Below are 19,303 nucleotides of genomic sequence, written 5' to 3' on the forward strand. Positions count from 1 at the left end.
ATAAAGTACCTAGAGCTATCGCCAATCAATTATTTCCATTTCGCATATGAATGCCATGAGACAGGAGGTTCTCGTCTTGCAACTATCGAATTCCAACACAGCGAAGGCCGAACGCTATCATAGAAGCTCTAATCCCGCAGCTCTGCTCGTCCTGCAATTAAGACCGAGACAATGGACCAAGAACCTCCTTATTTTTGCCGCTTTATTATTTTCCTATCAGACTATGAATCTCTTTTCTATACTGAATACGATTTTGGGGTTTATACTATTTTGCTTCGTTTCCGGTTGCGTGTATATTCTGAACGACTATGCGGATAGGGAATCTGATCGCAATCATCCGATCAAACAATTTCGTCCGATGGCATCGGGAGCATTAAATCCGAATGTTGCGCTGATCTTCGGAGGGGCTCTGCTGATTGCCTCTCTGGTAATCTCTTATTACCTTAATCCGCTGTTCACTTTGCTTTTAGCCGCCTATTTTATTATGAACGTCCTTTATTCGTTTAAATTGAAACATGTCGTCATTATCGACATTATGATTATCGCCGCCGGATTCGTGCTGCGCGCGATCGCGGGCGGACTGGTCATTCATGTCCCTTTTACGCCATGGTTCCTGATGTGTACAATGCTGCTGTCCCTGTTTCTTGCAATCGGCAAGAGACGGCATGAGCTGTTCCTCCTTCAGAACGACAGTACGACACATCGGAAGGTGCTTGACCACTATTCTTTTGCGTTGCTTGATCAATTGATCGGCATCGTTACTGCCGCCACCATTATCAGCTACTCCCTGTTTACTTTCACATCCGGACGAACGATTCACTTAATGTGGACCATTCCATTTGTGATCTATGGAATCTTTAGATATCTGTATTTAGTTCATATCGAAAATAAGGGCGGGGCGCCAGACCGTATATTATTAGAGGATAAACATATTTTAGTCACGGTTATTTTGTATGTGATCAGCGTGGTATGCATTCTGGCGTTTTTGGAATAGCTTCTGGAGGTCGTACGATGCTTCACGACAGTCCCTATATGGGGAGAATACTAATGATTGTCTCCGCCTTATTAACGGCTACCGGACAGTTTTTCTGGAAACTCGGAATCTCCCATCTCATCTATATGATTCCAGGCTTCTTATGTTACGGCGCGGGGGCTTTGTTTATGATCAAAGCCTTCTCGCTTGAGAAACTTTCCGTTTGCTACCCTTTGATGTGCACAAGCTATCTGTTCGCTTTGGCTTACGGAAGTATTTTTCTGGGAGAGACGATTACTTTTCAAAAAGCTATAGCAGTCGTTTTGTTGGGGATTGGAGTGACTTTGACATCCTATGATAAGTAATTGGCTGTACGTCCTCCTTCTGGCGATGACTTTCTGCGGAGCGCTTGGGGCAGCATGCTTTAAATTTTTTGCCGTCAACAAACGAAAGCTTTATGTGCCGATCGGTCTTCTGTTTTACGGCTTAGGCGCCTTAATCAACATCTACTTATTAACCGAGCTCCCTTATACGATTGTTCTGCCGGCCAACGCGCTTACCTTCATATGGACATTGATCTTTGCGAAATGGATCTTTAAAGAATCGATTGGTCGCTACAAGATGATCGGCATGATTTTCATCGTTTGCGGGTTAATCATCTTGCTTGCATGACATTACTATTACAACGAATGGTGGGCCGTTATGAGCTTTTGGAGTTTCCTGTTCAGAGATCGCAACCATAATTATTACGCTTTGGGGCTGTTCGTCAGCTTCTTTCTTTTTTATCTCGTTATCAATAGTCCCTATATCTTATATATGGAGCAGAATGAGTCGGAATTGCTCGCCCGAAGTCCGTTTTATGGCGTACCCTTTACGCTGAATTTGTTTAATTTCGATCCCTCTCTCTACTACGGATACGATAATGCTTCTATTATCCATCCGTTCATCAACTTTTTATCCGGTTCGTTGTCTTCCTTATCCGATTATCTATCCGGCAATCGCTTCTTCCTTGTTATTCATTCGGTCATCAATGCGCTGAGCGTGGTTTTGATCTATTATTATTTGCGTAAAACGGATACGATCAATATCATCGCCTTGTTGTTCGCTTTATTTTTTGGAATGAGCTCCTACACGATCTATACGGCGCTGATACCGGATTCCTACATCTACGCGCAGTTTGTCATTTTGCTGTCGCTGCTCTATTTGTTCTATAGCCGCAAGGAGGACCGGTCGCGCATACTTCCTACGGCGTTGCTGGCGGTGACCAACTTCGGCATTACATCCACCAATATCGTTCCGTTCTTCGGAGCTTTGTTCGTAAATATGTTCCAAAAAAGAAAGTACGGCTTCTTGGCGAAATTCGCCTGGATCGTGGTTTATTTCTTGATCGGCGTTGCTTCGCTTACCTTGCTTCAAGTCATCATCGGCTCGTCCTGGATTCACAATTGGCTGCAAAGTCTTAACAACGGCGGCTTTAGTTACACTGCTCCGTTCTCCTTCAGCCAACATTGGAAAGCTATTTATATGCTGGTGATAAGTCCTGTTCTAACGCCGGACATCACTTTGGTCAGCCCGGGCATTGTAGCTTTTGCAACCGATCTGCTGCAGCCGTATCCTCTCTACGTTACCATCATAGGAGCAGCCCTTATTATTATGGCTATTTTGGGATTCATTCGCAGTATCGCAACAAAGGAACCATGGGTCCTTGCGCCTTTCCTGCTTTTCGCGTTCGGCCTTCATATCGTAACGGGGTACGGCCTGGCTACCTTTAACAATGATCTGTATTTGTACGCGGGACATTATTTATTCGTCTTCTTTCTATTAAGCGCCAGATTCGTGACTTCGATCAACCACAACCTGACCAGGAACCTCTTTATTGGCATAATCGCGGTGTTTATTCTGGCAACTGCTGCGAATAATATCGTGAAGCATGGGGAAGCTCTGGAAGTAATCCAGTCGTCCTATTCCGAATTGAAGGATACAACTGCGGAGTAGCTTTCGAGTCCATGAATTCGAAGAAGAGGCTGTCACTTTTGTGACAGCCCCTTCTTGGCGCGTTGGCATGAAGTTGTACACGTATGCTAAGCCGGCTGAGCCGCCCCGCCCTGCTGCAGCTGATACATCGCGTAATATTTGCCGCGATGCTCCATGAGCGCGTCGTGGTTGCCTCGTTCTACGATAACGCCGCGGTCAAGCACCAGGATTTGATCCGCTTGGCGGATCGTCGACAGCCGGTGCGCGATGACAAACGTCGTGCGGCCCTTCTTCAGAACATCAAGCGCTGCCTGAATAATGGCCTCCGTCTCCGTGTCGATGCTCGCCGTCGCTTCGTCCAGGATCAGAATCGCCGGGTCGTAAGCAAGCGCCCGCGCGAATGAGATGAGCTGGCGCTGTCCGGCGGAGAGCGTCGCCCCCTTCTCGATAACCGGCGCGTCGATCCCCCCCGACAGACTCATGAACATATCGTACGCGCCGACGTCCTTGAGCGCCTGCACGATCTGTTCCCGGCTGATGGCCGGATTGTCCAGGCTGACGTTCGAAGCGATCGTGCCCGTAAACAGGAACGGATCCTGCAGCACGATGCCCATATGCTGGCGAAGCAATTGCTTCGGAATGTCGCGTACATCTTTGCCGTCGACGACAATTCGCCCCTGGTTCGTGTCGTAGAACCGGAACAGCAGGTTCAGGATGGAGCTTTTGCCCGAGCCCGTGTGACCTACCAGCGCCACCGTCTCGCCCTGGCGGGCGTGGAAGGAGATGCCCTTTAGCACGTAGTCGTCCTTCTTGTAGGCGAACGTGACGTTGTCGAACTCGACGTCGCCCTTGTACCGCTCCATCCTGCCCGACGTTACGTCGATCCCTTCTTCGTCCATCAGCTTGAACACGCGCTCCGCCGAGACTCGTGCCGTCTCCAGATTGGACAGCTGGTTGACGATGCCGACGATCGGCGCGAACATCCGGTTCATATAATCGACGTAGGCGTACAACACTCCGACCGTGACCAGCGCGCCAAGCGTGCCGCCCCAGAACATCCAGATCACGATGAGGAACAACACGTTCCTTACGACGTTGACGAGGTTGTGGGACGTGATGGAGTTGAGGCTGAGCAGCTTGTTCTGGTACTTGAAATAGTAGTTGTTCAGCTCTTCGAATTCCTTTGTCGTCTCCTTCTGACGCCGGAACGCCTGGATGATCGTCATCCCTTGGATGGACTCGTTGATCATCGCATTGATCTCGCTGAGCTTCGTCCGGATAATGCGGTTGTATTTGGCCGCGAACTTGCGGTAGACGATAATCCACACGATCAGAATCGGCACGAGCGGCAGCGTGATAAGCGCCAGGCGCGTATCCAACAGGAACAGCGCTCCGAAAATGCCCACCATGTAGATCGTCCCCGTGAAAAAGTTCGCAAGAACCCCTACGTACAACTCGCGGATGGCCTCCGTATCGTTCGTCACGCGGGAGACGACTTGGCCAGCTGCCAGATTGTCATAATATTGCACCGGCAGCCGCTGCGTGTGCGCGAATACGTCGCCGCGCATGCGACGCACGATGCGATTCGCTGACGTCTGCAGCAGCAGACGCTGCCCGTAAGCGAACATCGCAACCAGAATAAGCAGGCCGAAATACATCGCAGCGAGCCGAAGCAATCCCGGCACCTCCGGCTTGTAGAAGGCGTACAGTTCCTTATTTGTCAGCTTCTGCACCGGAAAGTGCGCAGATGCGCCCGTATCGGGATCGGTAACGGTCATGAGGCCGCCGTCTACTTTCTTGGCGCCGTTTTGCGTCAGCTCCCCATCGAGGAAATAATAGCTCCGACCGACTTGCAGGACGCGCACTTCCTTGCCGGCTGCCGCCGCTCCGGTCGCTTGCCCTTGCGACTCGCCGCCGGTTCCTCCGCCGTCCGACTCGAGGCGATCTTCCCTGACGTACCACTTGCCCTTATATTCAACGGCGTAAGCCCGCTCGCCCTGCACCTCGTGCCAAGGCTTCTCGATGCCGAGGATGTTCTGGTCGATCATCCGCTTCGCGATCAGCGGACCCGTCAGTTCGGCTGCCACGGCCAGCACGAGCAACAGCATCGCTAGCAGGATCGGCTTCTTATATAACATGGCGTATTGAAACAACCTCTTGCCCGTTGGTGTGCCCATCGTTTTTCACGCCTCCCATCTCTTCGTAAAATTTAATTCTCGATTGTCGCCTCAAGCTGCTGACGATCATATTGCTCCTTATACCAGCCACCGCGCTCCAGCAGCGTCTCATGCGTGCCTTCCTCTACGATCCGTCCATCGTCCATAACGATAATCCAGTCCGCATGCTGCACGGCCGACAGCCGGTGCGTCGTAATAAGCGTAGTCTTGCCCGCGCGTTCCGTCCGAATGCCCTCGATAATCTCGGCTTCCGTCTTCGCGTCAACCGCCGACAATGCGTCATCCAGCATCAGGATGTCAGGATCCGCGATCAGGGCGCGGGCAATGCTGACCCGCTGCTTCTGACCGCCGGACAAGGCGACGCCCTTCTCGCCGACCATCGTATCCAGCCCCTCAGGCAAAAATGCGATATCCTTCGCGAACGAAGCCCGCTCCAGCGCCCGCTGAAGCTCCTCCTTCGTCGCGCCCGAGCGCCCGAAGAAGATGTTTTCTCTAATCGTCTTCGAAAACAGAATCGGCTGCTGCGGCACGTAGCCGATCCAGCCAAGCACTTTGTCTTTCGATAATCCTTCGATTGGTTCGCCGGACAGCTTGAGCGCCCCCTTGCCTACGGGGTACTCGCGAAGCAGCTGCTTCAGCAGCGTCGTCTTGCCGCTGCCCGTACGTCCCACGATGCCAAGCGTCTGTCCTTGCTTTAGCTCGATTGCAACGCCCGACAAGTTGTCGGTCTCGGACGACGGATATTTGAACGTCACGCGGTCGAACTCGATTTCCGTCGGCTCGCTTACCTCGGCAAGCTCCGAAGCATCCTTTACGTCCGGCTTGTAGCCGAGCGTCTCGTTGACCCGGTCGAGCGAGGCATTGCCGCGCTGCATGATGTTGATCAGCTCGCCAATGGCGAACATCGGCCAGATGAGCATCCCCAGGAAGATATTAAAAGAAACAAGCTCGCCGAGCGTAATTTCGTTCCGGAACACGAGGAAGCCGCCGTAGCAGAGGCCGATCAGGTAACTCGTGCCGACCAGAATTTTCATTGTCGGTTCAAAGAGCGCGTCGATGCGGGCTACTGCGATATTTTTGCCCATTACCTCATCAGTCTTGGCGCCGAAGCGGGCTTCGCTGGCTTCTTCCTGCACGAAAGCGCGGATGACGCGAACGCCGGATACGGATTCCAGCACGCTGTCGTTCAGCTCGCCGAACGCGTCCTGCGCGTCCGTGAACCGCTCGTGAATCTTCTTCCCGTAGTATGACATCGCGATCGCCATTAGCGGCAACGGCAGCAACGCCGCCAAGGTCAGCTTAAAGCTGATTCCCACCGCCATCACAAGCAAAATGGTGATCATGAACAAGGTGGAGTCCACGAGCGTCAGAATGCCGAAGCCCGCCGTCGTCGCTACCGCGCCAAGATCGTTCGTCGAGCGCGCCATCAGGTCGCCCGTCCGGTTGCGTTCGTAGAACGTCGGCGTCATTTTGAGAAAATGTCCGATCAGGCTGGAACGCAGCATCCGCTCCAGCACGAAGGCGCCGCCGAACAGCTTGTAGTGCCACACATAAGTAATCAGATACCCGACAACCGTCAGCCCGATCCACAAGTACATGATGCGGTTGAATTCCGGCGTCCCAAGCGTGCTCTGGCTGATGCCGTCCACGATGTAGCCGAGAAGCCATGGCGGGATAATGTCGATAATGCCCGTCAGCACGAGCAGCGTGATCGACAGCGTGTATCGCTTCCAGCTTAGCTTGAAAAACCAGCCCAATTTCGTTAATACGCTGAACATTGTTAACCTCACACCTTCCGTTCGAACCTCTTGAATATAAAAAAAGCATGCCGCCGTAAGCGACACGCTTCCTCGTCTAATGGAGTCCGCACCCGCATAGCGGGTTCGCGAAAGCTCCTATCGACGCAGAAAAGGCGCATAGTTACGGCAACGTAACCACACGCCTTCGATCCAGGGGGAACCCCCTATGTATCAAAGAGACAACGCGCGCGAGTAGATTACGTCCATGAAATATAGCTGATGCAAATGCGCATCATGATGGATGGCGTTAAAACGTCCATTGTTATCCATAGCTCGTAATCCCCTCTCCCGTTATCTTCCGTTCGTATAGTCGGTTCACTCAAGCACGCTATGCCTCTCGGACATCAGCCGTTGCTTGAATCCACTTTGTCACTTTAACATCGGAAGAAAACACTGTCAATTGTAATCTTCGCTAAAATTATTTTTTACCGAATTGGCAATCGGAAAGGCCGAGGGCAGAGGTTTGCTCAAATTATAGGGATCTAAGCTCCCTCTATACTTGACCTATAATGCACGGAAACGTTACGAGTTCCTCCACCATAGGAGGGCGTAGCCGTTTCGCCTTGCCGCATAGGAAAGTATCCATTTCTAGTCGCTACAGGGCTTGAAATAGGACACCTTAGAAACGAGAATTAAGGAGTCCAAGTGCTCTGACGGTAGCGACGGCTTGTTTACGACGCTCTCAGATGCAGATTAGTTTTGCGTAGTTTGCGCTGATATAACGGCTGCGTGCTAGGCACGAATTGGAGGCGGATGGTGGTGCTGGTGCTGGTGCGGACCCTTGGGTATTTTCACGAACGGTACAACAATTGTGCTAAAATACACAATTTAGATGAGGTTAGAGAAATTTATTCGTACATTTGTACATATATACACAAATTTTGGTTCAGAGAGGTCCCGAACGACGTTGTGAAGCGAAAATTTGTGTATTTTTGCACAATTCGCTGTGCAGGGGTCCTGTTTGTTCAAGAAATTGGGGATAAATGCACAAATATTCAGAGAGGCCGATGTTCGGGGCATGCCATGTTCAAGCCCGGCAACGAGATTTTCTAGGGGAGATGACGAAACTTAAAACGTTGTCCTCATATAGGAAGCATTTTGCCATACTTGTTCTATATCCGTACGGATTGGTAGTGGGGCTATTCAAGAGTTCGTAGGTGGGACGCAACTGGCTGGGACAGTGATCCATGAATGCAGATAGGCGGGCAATGAGGAGCGTTTTGGATTAAAGTCTGTATCATCTTGTTCAAGAGTCGCAAAAGTGTCCCCTCGAAAATCCTGAAAGAGAATGTTCGAGGGGACACTCCAACCGTATGTGACGAGCCCGTTATGTCTACGCTATGTGGCCAAACTCGAACGTAAAGGACCGTCAGGGTGGTTTATCCCTGACGGCTTTTTCCACTGGCGAGGCTTGCCAGCCACTCCTCCGGCAGCAATCTGCGATAGGACGGCTGCAAATATCGATCGTCCACGAGCGTAATCGTGCCGCTGTCCGTCTCCGTCCGGATGAGTCTTCCTCCCGCCTGCAGCACCTTGTTCATGCCCGGGATGACATAGGCGTAATCGTAGCCGCTCTTGCCCTCGCGTTGGAAAAAGTCCCGGAGCAGATTGCGCTCCAGTCCGAGCTGCGGCAAACCAACGCCGACCACGATGACCCCGATCAGCCGATCGCCCGGCAGATCGACCCCTTCGGAGAATACGCCGCCCAGCACCGCGAAACCGATCAATGTCCGGTCGCCTCCCGGCTGGAAGTCCGCCAGGAACGCGTCGCGCTCCTCCTCGCTCATGTCCGTGCGCTGCAGCTTGACGACGGCTCTCGAATCCGTTCCCTCAAGCTTGGTATATGCATCGTAGACGTCCTTCATATACGCATAAGAAGGGAAGAACACAAAATAATTGCCCTTGCGCTTGCCGGCCGTATCGGCGATAAGCTCCGCTATTGGTCCGTAAGAGTCGTTGCGGTCCTGGTAACGCGTCGAGATGGGACGCACGTCGACCTGCAACCGTTCGCTCTCGAAGGGGGACGGCAACGCCAGCGTATAGTCCTGCTCGGAAGCGCCGAGCATGTCCATGTAGTAACGGACCGGGGTTAGCGTAGCGGAGAAATACACATGCGACCGGTAACCCTTGGCGGTCTCCTTGAGCAGTTCGGACGGGTCCATGCAGAACAGCTTCACCCGCATGTCGAGGCGCGTCACCTCCGCGAACGTGGCGAAGCGCTCGTCGTAGAGCTTGGCCGTGCGAAGGAATTGCTGCACGGCGAAATACGCGTCCAGCAATGTAGTATCGCCGTCACCGCCCCCGTTGCCGCTTAAGGCATTCGCGCCGGGAGCACCCGGAATTACGCCGGTGTGGCCCGCGCCTAATGCGCTTGACACGCCTGATGCGTCTGGCGCGCCTGGTGCGCCTGCCAGCGCAGATGCCATATTGCCGCTGCCGACGCCGAAGCCTCCCGTTGCCCCTTGGCCGAAGGCTCCCCCATAACCGCCCTCCAACACCTGCTCGGCTGCCAAGGCGAAGCGCTCCGCATGTTTTACCAACTCGTCCGGCAGCATATCGGATACGATGGGCTTGTCCTTATTGTCCTCGATCGACTTGCGAAGCGCGACAAAATATTCATTGATCGCCTTCGAAGCTTCGTATAGGCCGCGATGGCCGCCCTTCTGCTCCCGCTGCAGCGTCTGGAACGGCCATCTCGTCAGCTCCGCCGAGAAGATATCCCTTGCTCGATCGACCAGATTGTGAGCCTCGTCGACGAGCAGAGCCGTCGCCTTTTTTCCTTCGGCGTATTGCCGCTTAAACGAGATGCGAGGATCGAACACATAGTTGTAGTCGCAGATGACCGTGTCCGAAGCGTACGCGGCATCAAGAGACATTTCGAAAGGGCAGACGGTATGTTTCCTGGCGTATTGCTCGATCGTGGCGCGCGACATGATCGTCTCATGCTCCAGCATATCGAGGATCGCGCCGTTAATGCGGTCGTAGTAGCCGTCGGCGAACGGACAATGCTCCTTGTCGCAGCGCACCTCGTCCTGGAAGCAGATCTTGTCCTTCGCGGTAATGGTGACGGAATGGATGTGCAGCCCTCTGTTCTGCATATGCCTAAGCGCATCCTCCGCCGCTGCCCGCGTCGTCGTACGCGCGGTCAAATAATAAAGCCGCTTCAGCAGCCCGCCGCCTATCGCTTTGATGGCGGGGTACGTCGTCGAAATCGTCTTGCCGATGCCCGTCGGCGCCTTCGCGTAAAGCGACACGCCCTCCCCGATCGTCTTGTAGACCGCCCCCGCCAGCTTGCGTTGTCCTGCACGGTAATGGTCGAACGGAAAGGCGAGCGCATGAATGCTGGCATCCCGCGTCTCCTCGTGTCGCTGCTTCAGCTTGGCGTAAGGCGCATATTGCCGAAGTATATGCATCACTTGCTTTTCCAGCTCGTCGAAGCTTGTTTCCCGATGGAACCGCCGCGTCTCTCCCGTATCCTTGTGCACGTAGGTGAGCTGAATGCCGATAGTCGGAAGCCCCTCATCACGCGCATACATATAGGCGTAAAATAAAGCCTGCGCCCAATGGACCGGCTTGTCCTCCAGGGTTGCGAGGTCGGCCCGCGTCGACTTGATCTCGTCGATCGTCGGCGCGGGTTCCGTCGCAAGCAGCCCGTCGCAACGGCCGTCCACCGCGAACATCAGACCGTCGCAAAAAATCTCGGTGCTAAGGTAGACTTCCTTCCGATCACCTTCGCCGTATGTTTCCTGTATCCGCTGATGCGCCTTCGTTCCCTCTTGCAAGGACTCCATGGATTGCATCCGGGAGTCGATGCTGCCGCTCAGGAACACATACTCCACAAGCTGTCGGACCGGCAGCGCCACCGAGTACGGAGGCTTCCCGCTCTGCTTTTCGTCATCCCGACGCTCCGGCTCCCGTTGAACGGATTCGCGCTCCTCTGCCGCCTTCTCCTTCGTCTCGTCCATTGCCAGCCGCCCCTCTAGAACATTTGTTCCGCCATTGTACCATACTTTTAAAGAGGAGAGGGTAATTTAACATTGCGTTTTCCAACTAATTACTGGAAACTATAAGAGGGGTGAATTCGTTGAGGCGAAGCGTTTTTTTATTGATTTGTTTAAGTCTGATTCTGGCAGGATGCGGGGGGACGACTAAGTCCATCAAGGGAGACATTGACAGCATGGCAACCGGTACGATGCAAGTGGGCTGTTCCGATGAAGCGAACAAGGGGAAATTGGGGGTAAATGACATCGGTTACTTGTGCTCTGTTACCATTACAGATCAAACTAATTTCCGAGATGAAGAAGGCAATTCATTAACAGAGAGCGACCTATCAATTGGATCAACCGTCAAGATTATTCTTACCGAGCCCGTCAATATCAGGCGCAGCTTCGAAAAAGAAGAGCCGCTCAATCTTGCAGCAAAGGAAATCATATTGATCCAGCCAGACGTTTAAGGAGGGAATTCCACCTGCTATGGACAGAGATAAAAATAAAGAAATCGACGAACTGAAGCAGCGGATCGCTACACTCGAGAATCAGGTTAACAACACTCCTCGGAGATCGAATCTTTGGAGATTCGGCATAACTTTTATCATTGTTTTATTTGCTTTAATGGTTTCTATTGGCGTGTTCCAGTTTGTTGCCGTCAAATGAGCATGGCACAAGGTCGCTACACCATACGCTATCAAGAAGGAGACACCCACATGCACCAAGCACCAAACTATTATCGAGTGGGCTGATGACGAGGAAGATGGATGGTCTGCCTACCGATATGTATTAGAGTGCAAAACATCCGATCTTAAACCGGCAAACTTGCTTTCCTCAGATTATAGAATCTATATCTTCAACGCGACACGGGATACCATCTTTCACTTTTACGACAGCAGAGGCTTGGACATCGTGTCGAACGCAACGGGACCGCTTCAAGCGTTATATCATACCTATAATGACTGGATTCTGGATTATGACCGGGAGAGGGTCGACCATGTGTTCCACCGTTATTCATTCGGAATATGAGGATTAAAGAGGATTTTACAGGCTGAATACACAAGTAGAGGATGAGTGCTTATGTTTAAATTATTCAAACGCCCCGCAGGGTTACTATTAATCATGACCATGTTATTTGCAGGGTCCGGGATTGTTCATGCTCAAGCTTCAACAACCTCTCATCCCCCCGTCCGCGTTGTATTAGACGCCAACACCATGACTTTCGGCGAACAGCCGTTTATCGAAAAATCCACAACCCTCGTTCCCTTCAGGCCGATCTTCGAGAAGCTGGGACTTACCATTGGATGGGATCCCGACACTCGCACGGTTACTGGGGAAAAAGAAGGTATACATATTGAATTACAAATCGACAATCCGGTTGCCAAAGTTAACGGCAAATCCATCACATTGCCAGTAGCGCCTAAGCTGAAGAATAAAACGACCTTCGTTCCCCTTCGCTTCATCTCGGAATCCGTTGAATCCAAGGTAGAGTGGGATTCAGCGAATCGAACAGCGGTCATCTATAGCAAAAATCGCTATGCCAGCGCAGATGGCCAATTCCAGTTTAACGCCTATGGTCTTTGGAGAAACATGTCCGGTCTCGAAAACATCGTTGCTGAAGACGACGAATTGGTTCAAGATTACATTAGCGTGGAAGAGGCCGGGCAATTGCAATTGGCATTGCGTTACTTTAACCACACGATGTTATTTATTGCCGCCGACCCTCTAACCGACGAAACTAGGGATATGAAGCTGGACTCCTACTTAGATCGTGCCAAAGACACGGCATCCCTATCCAGTAAAGATATCGTGGAGGAAAAACAAATCGAGTTATTCGGTTACGATGCTCTGCAATTGACCTACGTTAACCATCTAGACTGGGACAAACGTATCGACACTCTCGTCGTGTTCAAGACAGGCTCCCGGTTTTATAGCATCCGAAACTCCTCGTACGAGGTAACCTATAAAAATTCGATTCAAGATTTTGAAGATATCCTGGAAGACATGGAATTTCGGGAGCAGTAATCGTTAAGTCGACGTTAAGTCGATTTCAACTCGTTCTTCCATCCATGGGTAAGGAGTACAACCATGTCCGAAAGCAAGGGTTCTAATCAAACTTGTCAGGATGCGGAGCCCCGATGAATGACAGATTGGTTGCTGAGGCAAGCTAGGGATCATTATTTCATGGGAATATGATGATCCCGCTTTGCAACGCGAACATTTTTATATCGTCGCTTGTTATAAGCTTCAACACCCTGCCAGATATACGGAAGATGCAATAACGTGATCTACGCAACGCATACACAATCCATCCATTTCCACAAATTAATAGGAAATGTTCCCTCTATTTAAAACACGCTAACTGATAAAAGGAACTTAGACGGACAAACTCCACTAGCGTTGCATCAAAGCTTACACTGCAAATAAATTTTCTAAAAGTAACTAATTTTGTAATTTTGTGTTCCTTTTTCATGGACAAAGCATGAAAAAAACTCCATTGTAATGAGGTAGGATACCGATCCATACACCCAATACAAAGGAGTAGCCGTAATGAGTGTATCGGATAAACAGGTCGTTCGTCAATGCCTTTCTCTTTTACCTTTGCAAGATTTTGTTGCCCCTTTTCTGGATTACCGGAAACAGTTCAAAACGGTTCAGCTGCTCAAACTTTTTATCACCGGGCAATTGCTGAACTGGGACTCCCTTCGTACCATAGAAAGCGCTATTCGCTCGGATGAAGGGTTTCAGGCTGAGTTTCAAGTGAAAAGCATCAGCAAGTCTCAGCTTTCACGTCGCATGAATAGCCTGCCCGTCGAGATTACACAAGCTTTGTTTGCTGCCGTGGTGCATGCCCTTCGAGAGCCGATCAAACCTTCTTTAAAGGGAAAGAAGCCCGTGTTGGCTATCGTCGATTCCACAAGCCTTCGCATGCCGCCTGTCTTAGGCGATTGGGCGTATGTGACGGAGAAACAAAACAGTGTAAAGGTCCATACTCGCTTGGTGTTTATCGATGAGCATACCGCGTATCCTGACCATATCGTGCCCTCCACGGGCAACATAAGCGACTTTTCAGGGTCGGATGATCTTGTTGTGGTCGATCCCAACGTGCTTTATGTCATGGATCGCGGTTACGTTTGTTATGTCAGGATGGAGAAATGGGTGACGAACAAAATCGATTTCGTCATTCGGCTTGCGAATCATCACTACGCCGAGGTTCAAAGCGAAAGACCGTCCACGGGTGAACGCTCTACCATCGTTCGCGATGCCGTGGTTATCCTCGGTAACCAGCCTAAAACTAAAATGAGAACACCACTACGCCTCATTGAGTTCTACGATGATCAAGGCCGGTTTTATCGGATCGCAACAACCAGACATGACCTACCTGCAGAAGAACTGATGGACGTCTATCGCAATCGCTGGCTAATTGAACTGTTCTTTAAATGGCTGAAGCAGCATCTGAAGTTCGCCAAACTCTACAGCTATCAACCGGACGCGGTGTGGAATCATATTTATCTAGCATTGGTCGGATACGGATTATCGTATCTGGTTAAACGTGAGCTCCATACGACGCATTCAACATGGGATATTCTCCGACTCATTCGCTTGTATGCGACGAAGAGGTGGTCGGCCTTTCTGACAGAAGTACACAGAATCCCAAAAGCCTGTAAGGTAACCAAACGAAAGACGGGTCCACCTAAGCTGCGAGAAGCCACGGAAACGCCTGGTGTGCGAGTACAACAGCCAAAGAAAAGAAATAGGTAATTTTTTTTGGAAAGGTAGCCTACGCTTAGGTGGAGCTGTCTTTTAATTGCAGGTAACATAAAACTTTGTGAAAATCAGCACGTTGTAGTGTTACAACGTGAGTGTGGAAGCATTAATGCAACGCTAGTGGACAAACTCCCACTAATATCGCTCAAAGTGCTCCACCTATACCGCATTCAATCAATTAGATGGCACATTTCCCTTTATTCAAGCCAAAAACCCTCATTCGGCGGATTTAGCGGGAGGTTTTCCCTTTACTCAACCAAATCAACAAAAAACTGGATACTCAACTGCGTTTGACATCAGCCTTTCACTCCCCGCTACTTCGACGGCATGCTCACAGCGAGTATTGCAAAATAAAAAGCGGCAAGGTGAAACGGCACCGTCGTCCTTTGGCGGCGTGGCGCGTTTCATTCCGAGAAATATAGAGATAGTATGGCGAAATCATATACTTTCCTATATTTCAAAGAAAAACACCGATCTCGGCAGTAAGCGCAAGGTCGGTGTATCGGGCGTTATTGGCGCCGCTTCTTGGCAATTCTTGTGTAGACAATGAGTGCGGCTACAATCATGGCAATAAAACCGATACTCTCTGCCGACTCCGGCTGCATCCCGAAAACCATGCACAGATTGGTAACCAGACTCTTCACGAGAAGAGCTGTCGCAATCAAAAGAATTGGACGAATAAAATTGTATTTCATGGAATGCAACACTCCTGCCAACGAATGTTCTAGATTCTAATCACACTAGAAAGTTGAAATCGCTTTATTCTAGTGCAACTGCGGCAAGTATACCAGCTTCTTGGCAGATAGTCCAACTCATTCGAGCTTATTCCCCATCACATTTCTTCTCGCGACTGCTTTCGATGCTTCGGCAGTGGAACCTCATCCTGAAACAAACCGAATTCCGCGTCAATATCCCGCTCTGTCACGAGTCCATTGTGACCGACACCATGCGGGCCAAACCGATCCTGTCCTTTCCCGTCTATCCCGGATTTCCGTCGCCCATGCGCACGTTCATTTTCCTCCGCCATACCGGCATCAACTCCCTCATGCAGATTCACCAAGGCTCCTTCATTACAGATTCACCAAAACTGCTTCACCAAGCTCCTTCAATACAGATTCATCAAAGGGGTCATCAAAGCTCCCTCATCGCAAAATTATGCGTATAGCCTGCCCTACCCAGCCATCCTTTATAAGCAAGCCATCCATTATTCAAACCAAGCTATCCTTTATTAGCAACCCAAGCCTTCCTCCAAAAACCGTCTTCCAGCAAACCAATAAAAACCCGGCCCCGAAGCACTGGCCTAAGCCCATACTTCGTTGCCGGGATATCCCGATTGCGGATTGCCAATTGCCGTTGCTTACTTCTTCACAATATCCTGCACCGCTTTATCCAGCTTGCCGAGCAGGTCGTCGGCCGAGATTTGACCGCCGAGGTACTCCTGCATCGCCGCGCCCCATTGCTGCGTGATGCCGTCCGGCAGATGATCCCAGTGCCAGCCCAGAACCCGATCGGGATGCTCCTGCGAGAAGGCCGCGAAGTCGCCCGCGATATCGCCGATGGCTTCCGCGTTCGCCTCGATGGACGTCAATGCCGGCACGAATTTAAAGTCGGTGGAGATGTAACGTTTGCCCGTCTCTGAGGTCACCATCCAGTTCAGAAACGCTTTGGCTTCCTCGGCCTGGTCGGACTTGCTGTTGACGATCCAGTTGTTCGGCACGCCCGTAAATACATTTGCCGTGTCGCCCAGCAGCGGCACCGGCATCATGCCGAGATTAAGATCCGGGTCCACTTCGTCGATCATGCCTTGAATCCAGTTGCCATGCTGGATAATGGCGTATTTGCCGGTTGCAAATTCGGCAACCTGCGTGTTGTAGTCCGTCGTCAGCGCATTGGCCTGGCCGTTCGCAAACATAATGTCGACAAGCTTGATCCATTCTTTCATGGTCGGATCATCCTTCAGCGTCGCTTTGCCTTCCTTTACGTCGGAGATGAACGCCGCCGGATCTTCATGGTTCGCCAGCGCCATGTTCAGTGTGTGAATGCCCATCGACCACCACTCGGACGTAAGCGCGAACGGCGTAATGCCCGCCGACTTAAGCTTCTCTACCGCAGCGGACAACTCGTCTACGGTCTTAGGCAAATCCGAAATACCCGCCTGCTCGAACAAATCCTTATTATACGTGAAGCCGTAAGCTTCCAGGTTCATCGGCATGCCGAGCAGCTTGCCGTCGCGCGAAATTTGCGCCTTCGACGCTTCCACGAGATCCTTCGCCCACGCCTCGCCGCTCAGATCCGCAGCGCGATCCACGTAAGGATCGAAGCCCGCCCAGCCGCTGGAATTGAAAATTTCCGGTTCCTCGCCGGCCGCCAGCTCCGCCTTGAGAAGCGCGCTGTAATCCTCGCCTCCGCCATGCGTCTCCACGTCTACCTTTACGCCGGTCTCCTTCTCGTACTCCGCCGCCAGCTTCTCCAGCGCTTCGGCGATTTCGACTTTAAATTGGAAGATCTTGATCGTGACGTCTTTCTTCGGCGCCTCGGTAGCCGCGCCCTCGCCCGCATTCGTATTGGTTCCGGCGTTCGCGCCGCCGGCATTGTTGTTGCCGCAACCGCTTGCGAGTCCCACCAGGAGCGCTGCCGAAGCCAACGCCATCGTCATCTTTTTCTTCATCTTCATGACCTCCCATGAAATAAATGTGCGTGACCTCATACCCTATTGTCCAGTTGCTTCGCGATCTACTTACATCGTCATTATAAGCCTCTCCGTTCCTCGCCAGACACCGACAAAATTGAACGGTTAGGGGTAAAATCTTGATTACTTCGGGCGGAAAACTTTGATTAGTTACCCGTTACCCTTTTACGGAGCCTGCCGTAATGCCTTCGATAATATGCTTCTGCAGCAGGAGGAAGAATATAACGACCGGAATCGTGCTCAGCGTGAGCGCAGCCATGGCCAGATCCCACTTTCGTAAATATTGGCCGAAAAATTTCTGCACCGCAAGCGGGATGGTGGTCATCGCGTCGTTAATGACGAGCACCGGCAGCAGGTAGTCGTTCCAGATCCACAGCACGTTCAGAATCATGACCGTGACCGTGATCGGCTTCAGCAGCGGGAATACAATCCGCCAGAATACGCCGTAGGGCGAGCAGCCGTCGACGACCGCGGCCTCCTCGATCTCAAGCGGCACGGACTTGATGAAGCCGTGATAAAGGAACATCGACAAGGAGATCCCGAAGCCCATATAACAGAGCACGATGCCGTACAGCTCGCCGCGAAGTTCGAACAGCGACGTGATTCGCATCAGCGGCAGCATGACCGACTGGAACGGAATGATCATGGCGGCGACCAGCACCGTCAGCAACAGCTTGTTGAACATTGTCGGCCTGCGTACGAGACGATAGGCCATCATAGAGCTGATCACGACCAGCGCCAGAACGCTGATAGACGTAATAATAACCGAGTTCATAAAGACGACGGGGAAATCGATGGCGACCCACGCTTTTTTGAAATTCGTGATGGCCCAAGTCTCGGGCAGCGAAGCCGCATTAAGCAAAATGTCCTTGAGTTTCTTGAACGAATTGACGATCAGGAAGTAGAACGGCCCCAGAAAGAGCAGCGCTGCCAACACGCCGGCAATCTCTAGCAGCAACGTGGCGGAAGTGTATCTCGATCTCGTCTCCATCAGGCTTCCACCTCCCGTTTCTTGGTGAACCAGACCTGCGTAATCGTGATGAGCGCGACGCAGAAGAAGAAGAGCATCGCCTTCGCCGTCCCCAAGCCGTAACGATTGTTCACCAGCGCCTCGCGATAGATGTTCAGCGCGATCGATTCCGAGGAGTTGCCGGGACCTCCGCCGGTCAATGAGAGGTTAAGGTCAAACATTTTAAACGCATTGGACGTCGTCAGAAATAAACAGATTGTAATCGCTGGCATGATGAGCGGAACCAGAATGGAGCGCAGAATTTGCCAGCGGTTGGCCCCGTCGATGCGTGCCGCCTCCATAAGGTCCTTGGGAACGCCGATAATCGCCGCAATGTAAATGATCATCATATAGCCAGCCGTCTGCCATACGAAGACGATGACTATGCCCCAAAATGCCGTCTCCGGCGTCCCCAGCCATTGAAGCTTGAAGAAGCCGATGCCCGTAGCCTCTCCGATCGCGCCGAAGCCGCGGACGAAGATGAAATACCAGATGTAGCCCAGCAGCAAACCGCCGATCACGTTGGGCAGGAAGAAGATCGTGCGCAGCACGCCTTTGCTCCTAAGATTCTGCGTTAGCAGCAGCGACAGCAGGAATGCCAGCGCATTCGTCACCGTGACGGCCGCCAGCGTGAACTTCGCCGTAAACCAGAAGGCTTGCCAGAATCTTGGATCATCGGTCAGGATACGCGTTATATTGGTCATGCCCGTCCACTTGGCATTGCCAAGATCAAGGCCGTTCCACTCCGTGAACGTATAATAGAATCCCATGCCGAACGGGATCAGCACGATGATGATAAATGCGATCAGTCCCGGTCCGACGAATACGGTCTGCTGCAGCCACTCGCTCCAGTTCGCGCGCTTCGCGGCCGGCTTGCCGATAGTTTTGCCAGATGCCATAGGTCATCGTCCCTTCTTTCGTTGTGTGC

Annotated in this window: 18 protein-coding genes; 10 read left to right on the forward strand and 8 right to left on the reverse strand. The window is 51.7% G+C overall.

Annotated features, from left to right (window positions below; all coding sequences use genetic code 11):
* Window positions 1-76 precede the first annotated feature (76 nt).
* From H7F31_RS01035 to H7F31_RS01050, 4 genes are read left to right on the forward strand one after another with little or no spacing between them, the layout of a single operon-like run.
* Window positions 77-994, forward strand: a complete 918-nt coding sequence (locus H7F31_RS01035) for a decaprenyl-phosphate phosphoribosyltransferase (RefSeq protein ID WP_261800257.1) — start codon at window positions 77-79, stop codon at window positions 992-994.
* Window positions 995-1,011: 17 nt separating this feature from the next.
* On the forward strand, window positions 1,012-1,338 hold the full coding sequence (locus H7F31_RS01040; protein WP_187102629.1) for an EamA family transporter: 327 nt from the start codon (window positions 1,012-1,014) through the stop codon (window positions 1,336-1,338).
* Window positions 1,328-1,645: an EamA family transporter gene (locus H7F31_RS01045; protein ID WP_187102630.1), complete on the forward strand. Its 318-nt coding sequence runs from the start codon at window positions 1,328-1,330 to the stop codon at window positions 1,643-1,645. Before H7F31_RS01040 ends, H7F31_RS01045 begins: the two co-directional genes overlap by 11 nt.
* Window positions 1,646-1,675: 30 nt before the next feature.
* A complete protein-coding gene (locus H7F31_RS01050; protein ID WP_187102631.1) occupies window positions 1,676-2,968 on the forward strand; it encodes a DUF6080 domain-containing protein in 1,293 nt (430 codons plus the stop codon).
* An 86-nt stretch (window positions 2,969-3,054) separates the two neighbouring features.
* Here the strand turns inward: H7F31_RS01050 and H7F31_RS01055 are convergent, their stop codons facing one another.
* The 3 genes from H7F31_RS01055 to H7F31_RS01065 form a co-directional block, all read right to left on the reverse strand.
* Window positions 3,055-5,124 (reverse strand): ABC transporter ATP-binding protein, encoded by a 2,070-nt coding sequence (locus H7F31_RS01055; RefSeq protein WP_187102632.1) that lies wholly within the window; start codon window positions 5,122-5,124, stop codon window positions 3,055-3,057.
* Between the two features lie 32 nt (window positions 5,125-5,156).
* A complete protein-coding gene (locus H7F31_RS01060; protein WP_187102633.1) occupies window positions 5,157-6,902 on the reverse strand; it encodes an ABC transporter ATP-binding protein in 1,746 nt (581 codons plus the stop codon).
* Between the two features lie 1,400 nt (window positions 6,903-8,302).
* Window positions 8,303-10,888, reverse strand: a complete 2,586-nt coding sequence (locus tag H7F31_RS01065; RefSeq protein ID WP_187102634.1) for an ATP-dependent DNA helicase — start codon at window positions 10,886-10,888, stop codon at window positions 8,303-8,305.
* Between the two features lie 212 nt (window positions 10,889-11,100).
* Here H7F31_RS01065 and H7F31_RS01070 point away from each other — a divergent pair, with 212 nt between their 5' ends.
* From H7F31_RS01070 to H7F31_RS01090, 6 genes are all read left to right on the forward strand, one after another.
* Complete coding sequence (locus H7F31_RS01070; RefSeq protein ID WP_187102635.1) at window positions 11,101-11,376, forward strand: hypothetical protein; 276 nt, start codon at window positions 11,101-11,103, stop codon at window positions 11,374-11,376.
* Window positions 11,377-11,395: 19 nt separating this feature from the next.
* Entirely contained in the window at window positions 11,396-11,575 is a 180-nt protein-coding gene (locus tag H7F31_RS01075) for a hypothetical protein (RefSeq protein ID WP_187102636.1), read from the forward strand.
* Between the two features lie 159 nt (window positions 11,576-11,734).
* Window positions 11,735-11,938, forward strand: coding sequence for a DUF3885 domain-containing protein (locus tag H7F31_RS34090; protein ID WP_261800258.1), 204 nt, complete (start codon window positions 11,735-11,737; stop codon window positions 11,936-11,938).
* Between the two features lie 51 nt (window positions 11,939-11,989).
* Window positions 11,990-12,934, forward strand: a complete 945-nt coding sequence (locus tag H7F31_RS01085; protein ID WP_187102638.1) for a copper amine oxidase N-terminal domain-containing protein — start codon at window positions 11,990-11,992, stop codon at window positions 12,932-12,934.
* A gap of 154 nt (window positions 12,935-13,088) precedes the next feature.
* Entirely contained in the window at window positions 13,089-13,196 is a 108-nt protein-coding gene (locus H7F31_RS34525; protein ID WP_397374627.1) for a DUF5946 family protein, read from the forward strand.
* 263 nt (window positions 13,197-13,459) lie between these two features.
* Complete coding sequence (locus tag H7F31_RS01090) at window positions 13,460-14,671, forward strand: IS4 family transposase (protein ID WP_187101916.1); 1,212 nt, start codon at window positions 13,460-13,462, stop codon at window positions 14,669-14,671.
* A gap of 515 nt (window positions 14,672-15,186) precedes the next feature.
* On the opposite strand, the gene H7F31_RS01095 is transcribed toward H7F31_RS01090, so the two are convergent.
* The 5 genes from H7F31_RS01095 to H7F31_RS01115 all read right to left on the reverse strand — a co-directional run bounded on the left by H7F31_RS01095 (window position 15,187) and on the right by H7F31_RS01115 (window position 19,274).
* Window positions 15,187-15,372 carry a hypothetical protein gene (locus H7F31_RS01095; protein WP_187102639.1) on the reverse strand — a complete coding sequence of 62 codons (186 nt, stop codon included), beginning with the start codon at window positions 15,370-15,372 and terminating at the stop codon, window positions 15,187-15,189.
* A gap of 137 nt (window positions 15,373-15,509) precedes the next feature.
* Window positions 15,510-15,734, reverse strand: coding sequence for a hypothetical protein (locus tag H7F31_RS01100; protein ID WP_187102640.1), 225 nt, complete (start codon window positions 15,732-15,734; stop codon window positions 15,510-15,512).
* Between the two features lie 300 nt (window positions 15,735-16,034).
* Complete coding sequence (locus H7F31_RS01105) at window positions 16,035-17,345, reverse strand: ABC transporter substrate-binding protein (protein WP_261800259.1); 1,311 nt, start codon at window positions 17,343-17,345, stop codon at window positions 16,035-16,037.
* 178 nt (window positions 17,346-17,523) lie between these two features.
* Window positions 17,524-18,357, reverse strand: coding sequence for a carbohydrate ABC transporter permease (locus H7F31_RS01110; protein WP_187102642.1), 834 nt, complete (start codon window positions 18,355-18,357; stop codon window positions 17,524-17,526).
* Complete coding sequence (locus H7F31_RS01115; protein WP_187102643.1) at window positions 18,357-19,274, reverse strand: carbohydrate ABC transporter permease; 918 nt, start codon at window positions 19,272-19,274, stop codon at window positions 18,357-18,359. Before H7F31_RS01115 ends, H7F31_RS01110 begins: the two co-directional genes overlap by 1 nt.
* Window positions 19,275-19,303: the final 29 nt, after the last annotated feature.

This window comes from Paenibacillus sp. PAMC21692, from assembly GCF_014303795.1.
Lineage (GTDB): Bacteria > Bacillota > Bacilli > Paenibacillales > Paenibacillaceae > Pristimantibacillus > Pristimantibacillus agaridevorans.

What these genes read in the sequence shown, in the direction of transcription:
- H7F31_RS01115 (WP_187102643.1), bottom strand. Translation starts at nt 19,274, where the DNA reads ATGGCATCTGGCAAAACTATCGGCAAGCCGGCCGCGAAGCGCGCGAAC.
- H7F31_RS01060 (WP_187102633.1), bottom strand. Translation starts at nt 6,902, where the DNA reads ATGTTCAGCGTATTAACGAAATTGGGCTGGTTTTTCAAGCTAAGCTGG.
- H7F31_RS01065 (WP_187102634.1), bottom strand. Translation starts at nt 10,888, where the DNA reads ATGGACGAGACGAAGGAGAAGGCGGCAGAGGAGCGCGAATCCGTTCAA.
- H7F31_RS01045 (WP_187102630.1), top strand. Translation starts at nt 1,328, where the DNA reads ATGATAAGTAATTGGCTGTACGTCCTCCTTCTGGCGATGACTTTCTGC.
- H7F31_RS01090 (WP_187101916.1), top strand. Translation starts at nt 13,460, where the DNA reads ATGAGTGTATCGGATAAACAGGTCGTTCGTCAATGCCTTTCTCTTTTA.
- H7F31_RS01110 (WP_187102642.1), bottom strand. Translation starts at nt 18,357, where the DNA reads ATGGAGACGAGATCGAGATACACTTCCGCCACGTTGCTGCTAGAGATT.
- H7F31_RS01075 (WP_187102636.1), top strand. Translation starts at nt 11,396, where the DNA reads ATGGACAGAGATAAAAATAAAGAAATCGACGAACTGAAGCAGCGGATC.
- H7F31_RS01050 (WP_187102631.1), top strand. Translation starts at nt 1,676, where the DNA reads ATGAGCTTTTGGAGTTTCCTGTTCAGAGATCGCAACCATAATTATTAC.
- H7F31_RS01040 (WP_187102629.1), top strand. Translation starts at nt 1,012, where the DNA reads ATGCTTCACGACAGTCCCTATATGGGGAGAATACTAATGATTGTCTCC.
- H7F31_RS01085 (WP_187102638.1), top strand. Translation starts at nt 11,990, where the DNA reads ATGTTTAAATTATTCAAACGCCCCGCAGGGTTACTATTAATCATGACC.
- H7F31_RS01095 (WP_187102639.1), bottom strand. Translation starts at nt 15,372, where the DNA reads ATGAAATACAATTTTATTCGTCCAATTCTTTTGATTGCGACAGCTCTT.
- H7F31_RS01055 (WP_187102632.1), bottom strand. Translation starts at nt 5,124, where the DNA reads ATGGGCACACCAACGGGCAAGAGGTTGTTTCAATACGCCATGTTATAT.
- H7F31_RS01105 (WP_261800259.1), bottom strand. Translation starts at nt 17,345, where the DNA reads ATGAAGAAAAAGATGACGATGGCGTTGGCTTCGGCAGCGCTCCTGGTG.
- H7F31_RS01070 (WP_187102635.1), top strand. Translation starts at nt 11,101, where the DNA reads ATGGCAACCGGTACGATGCAAGTGGGCTGTTCCGATGAAGCGAACAAG.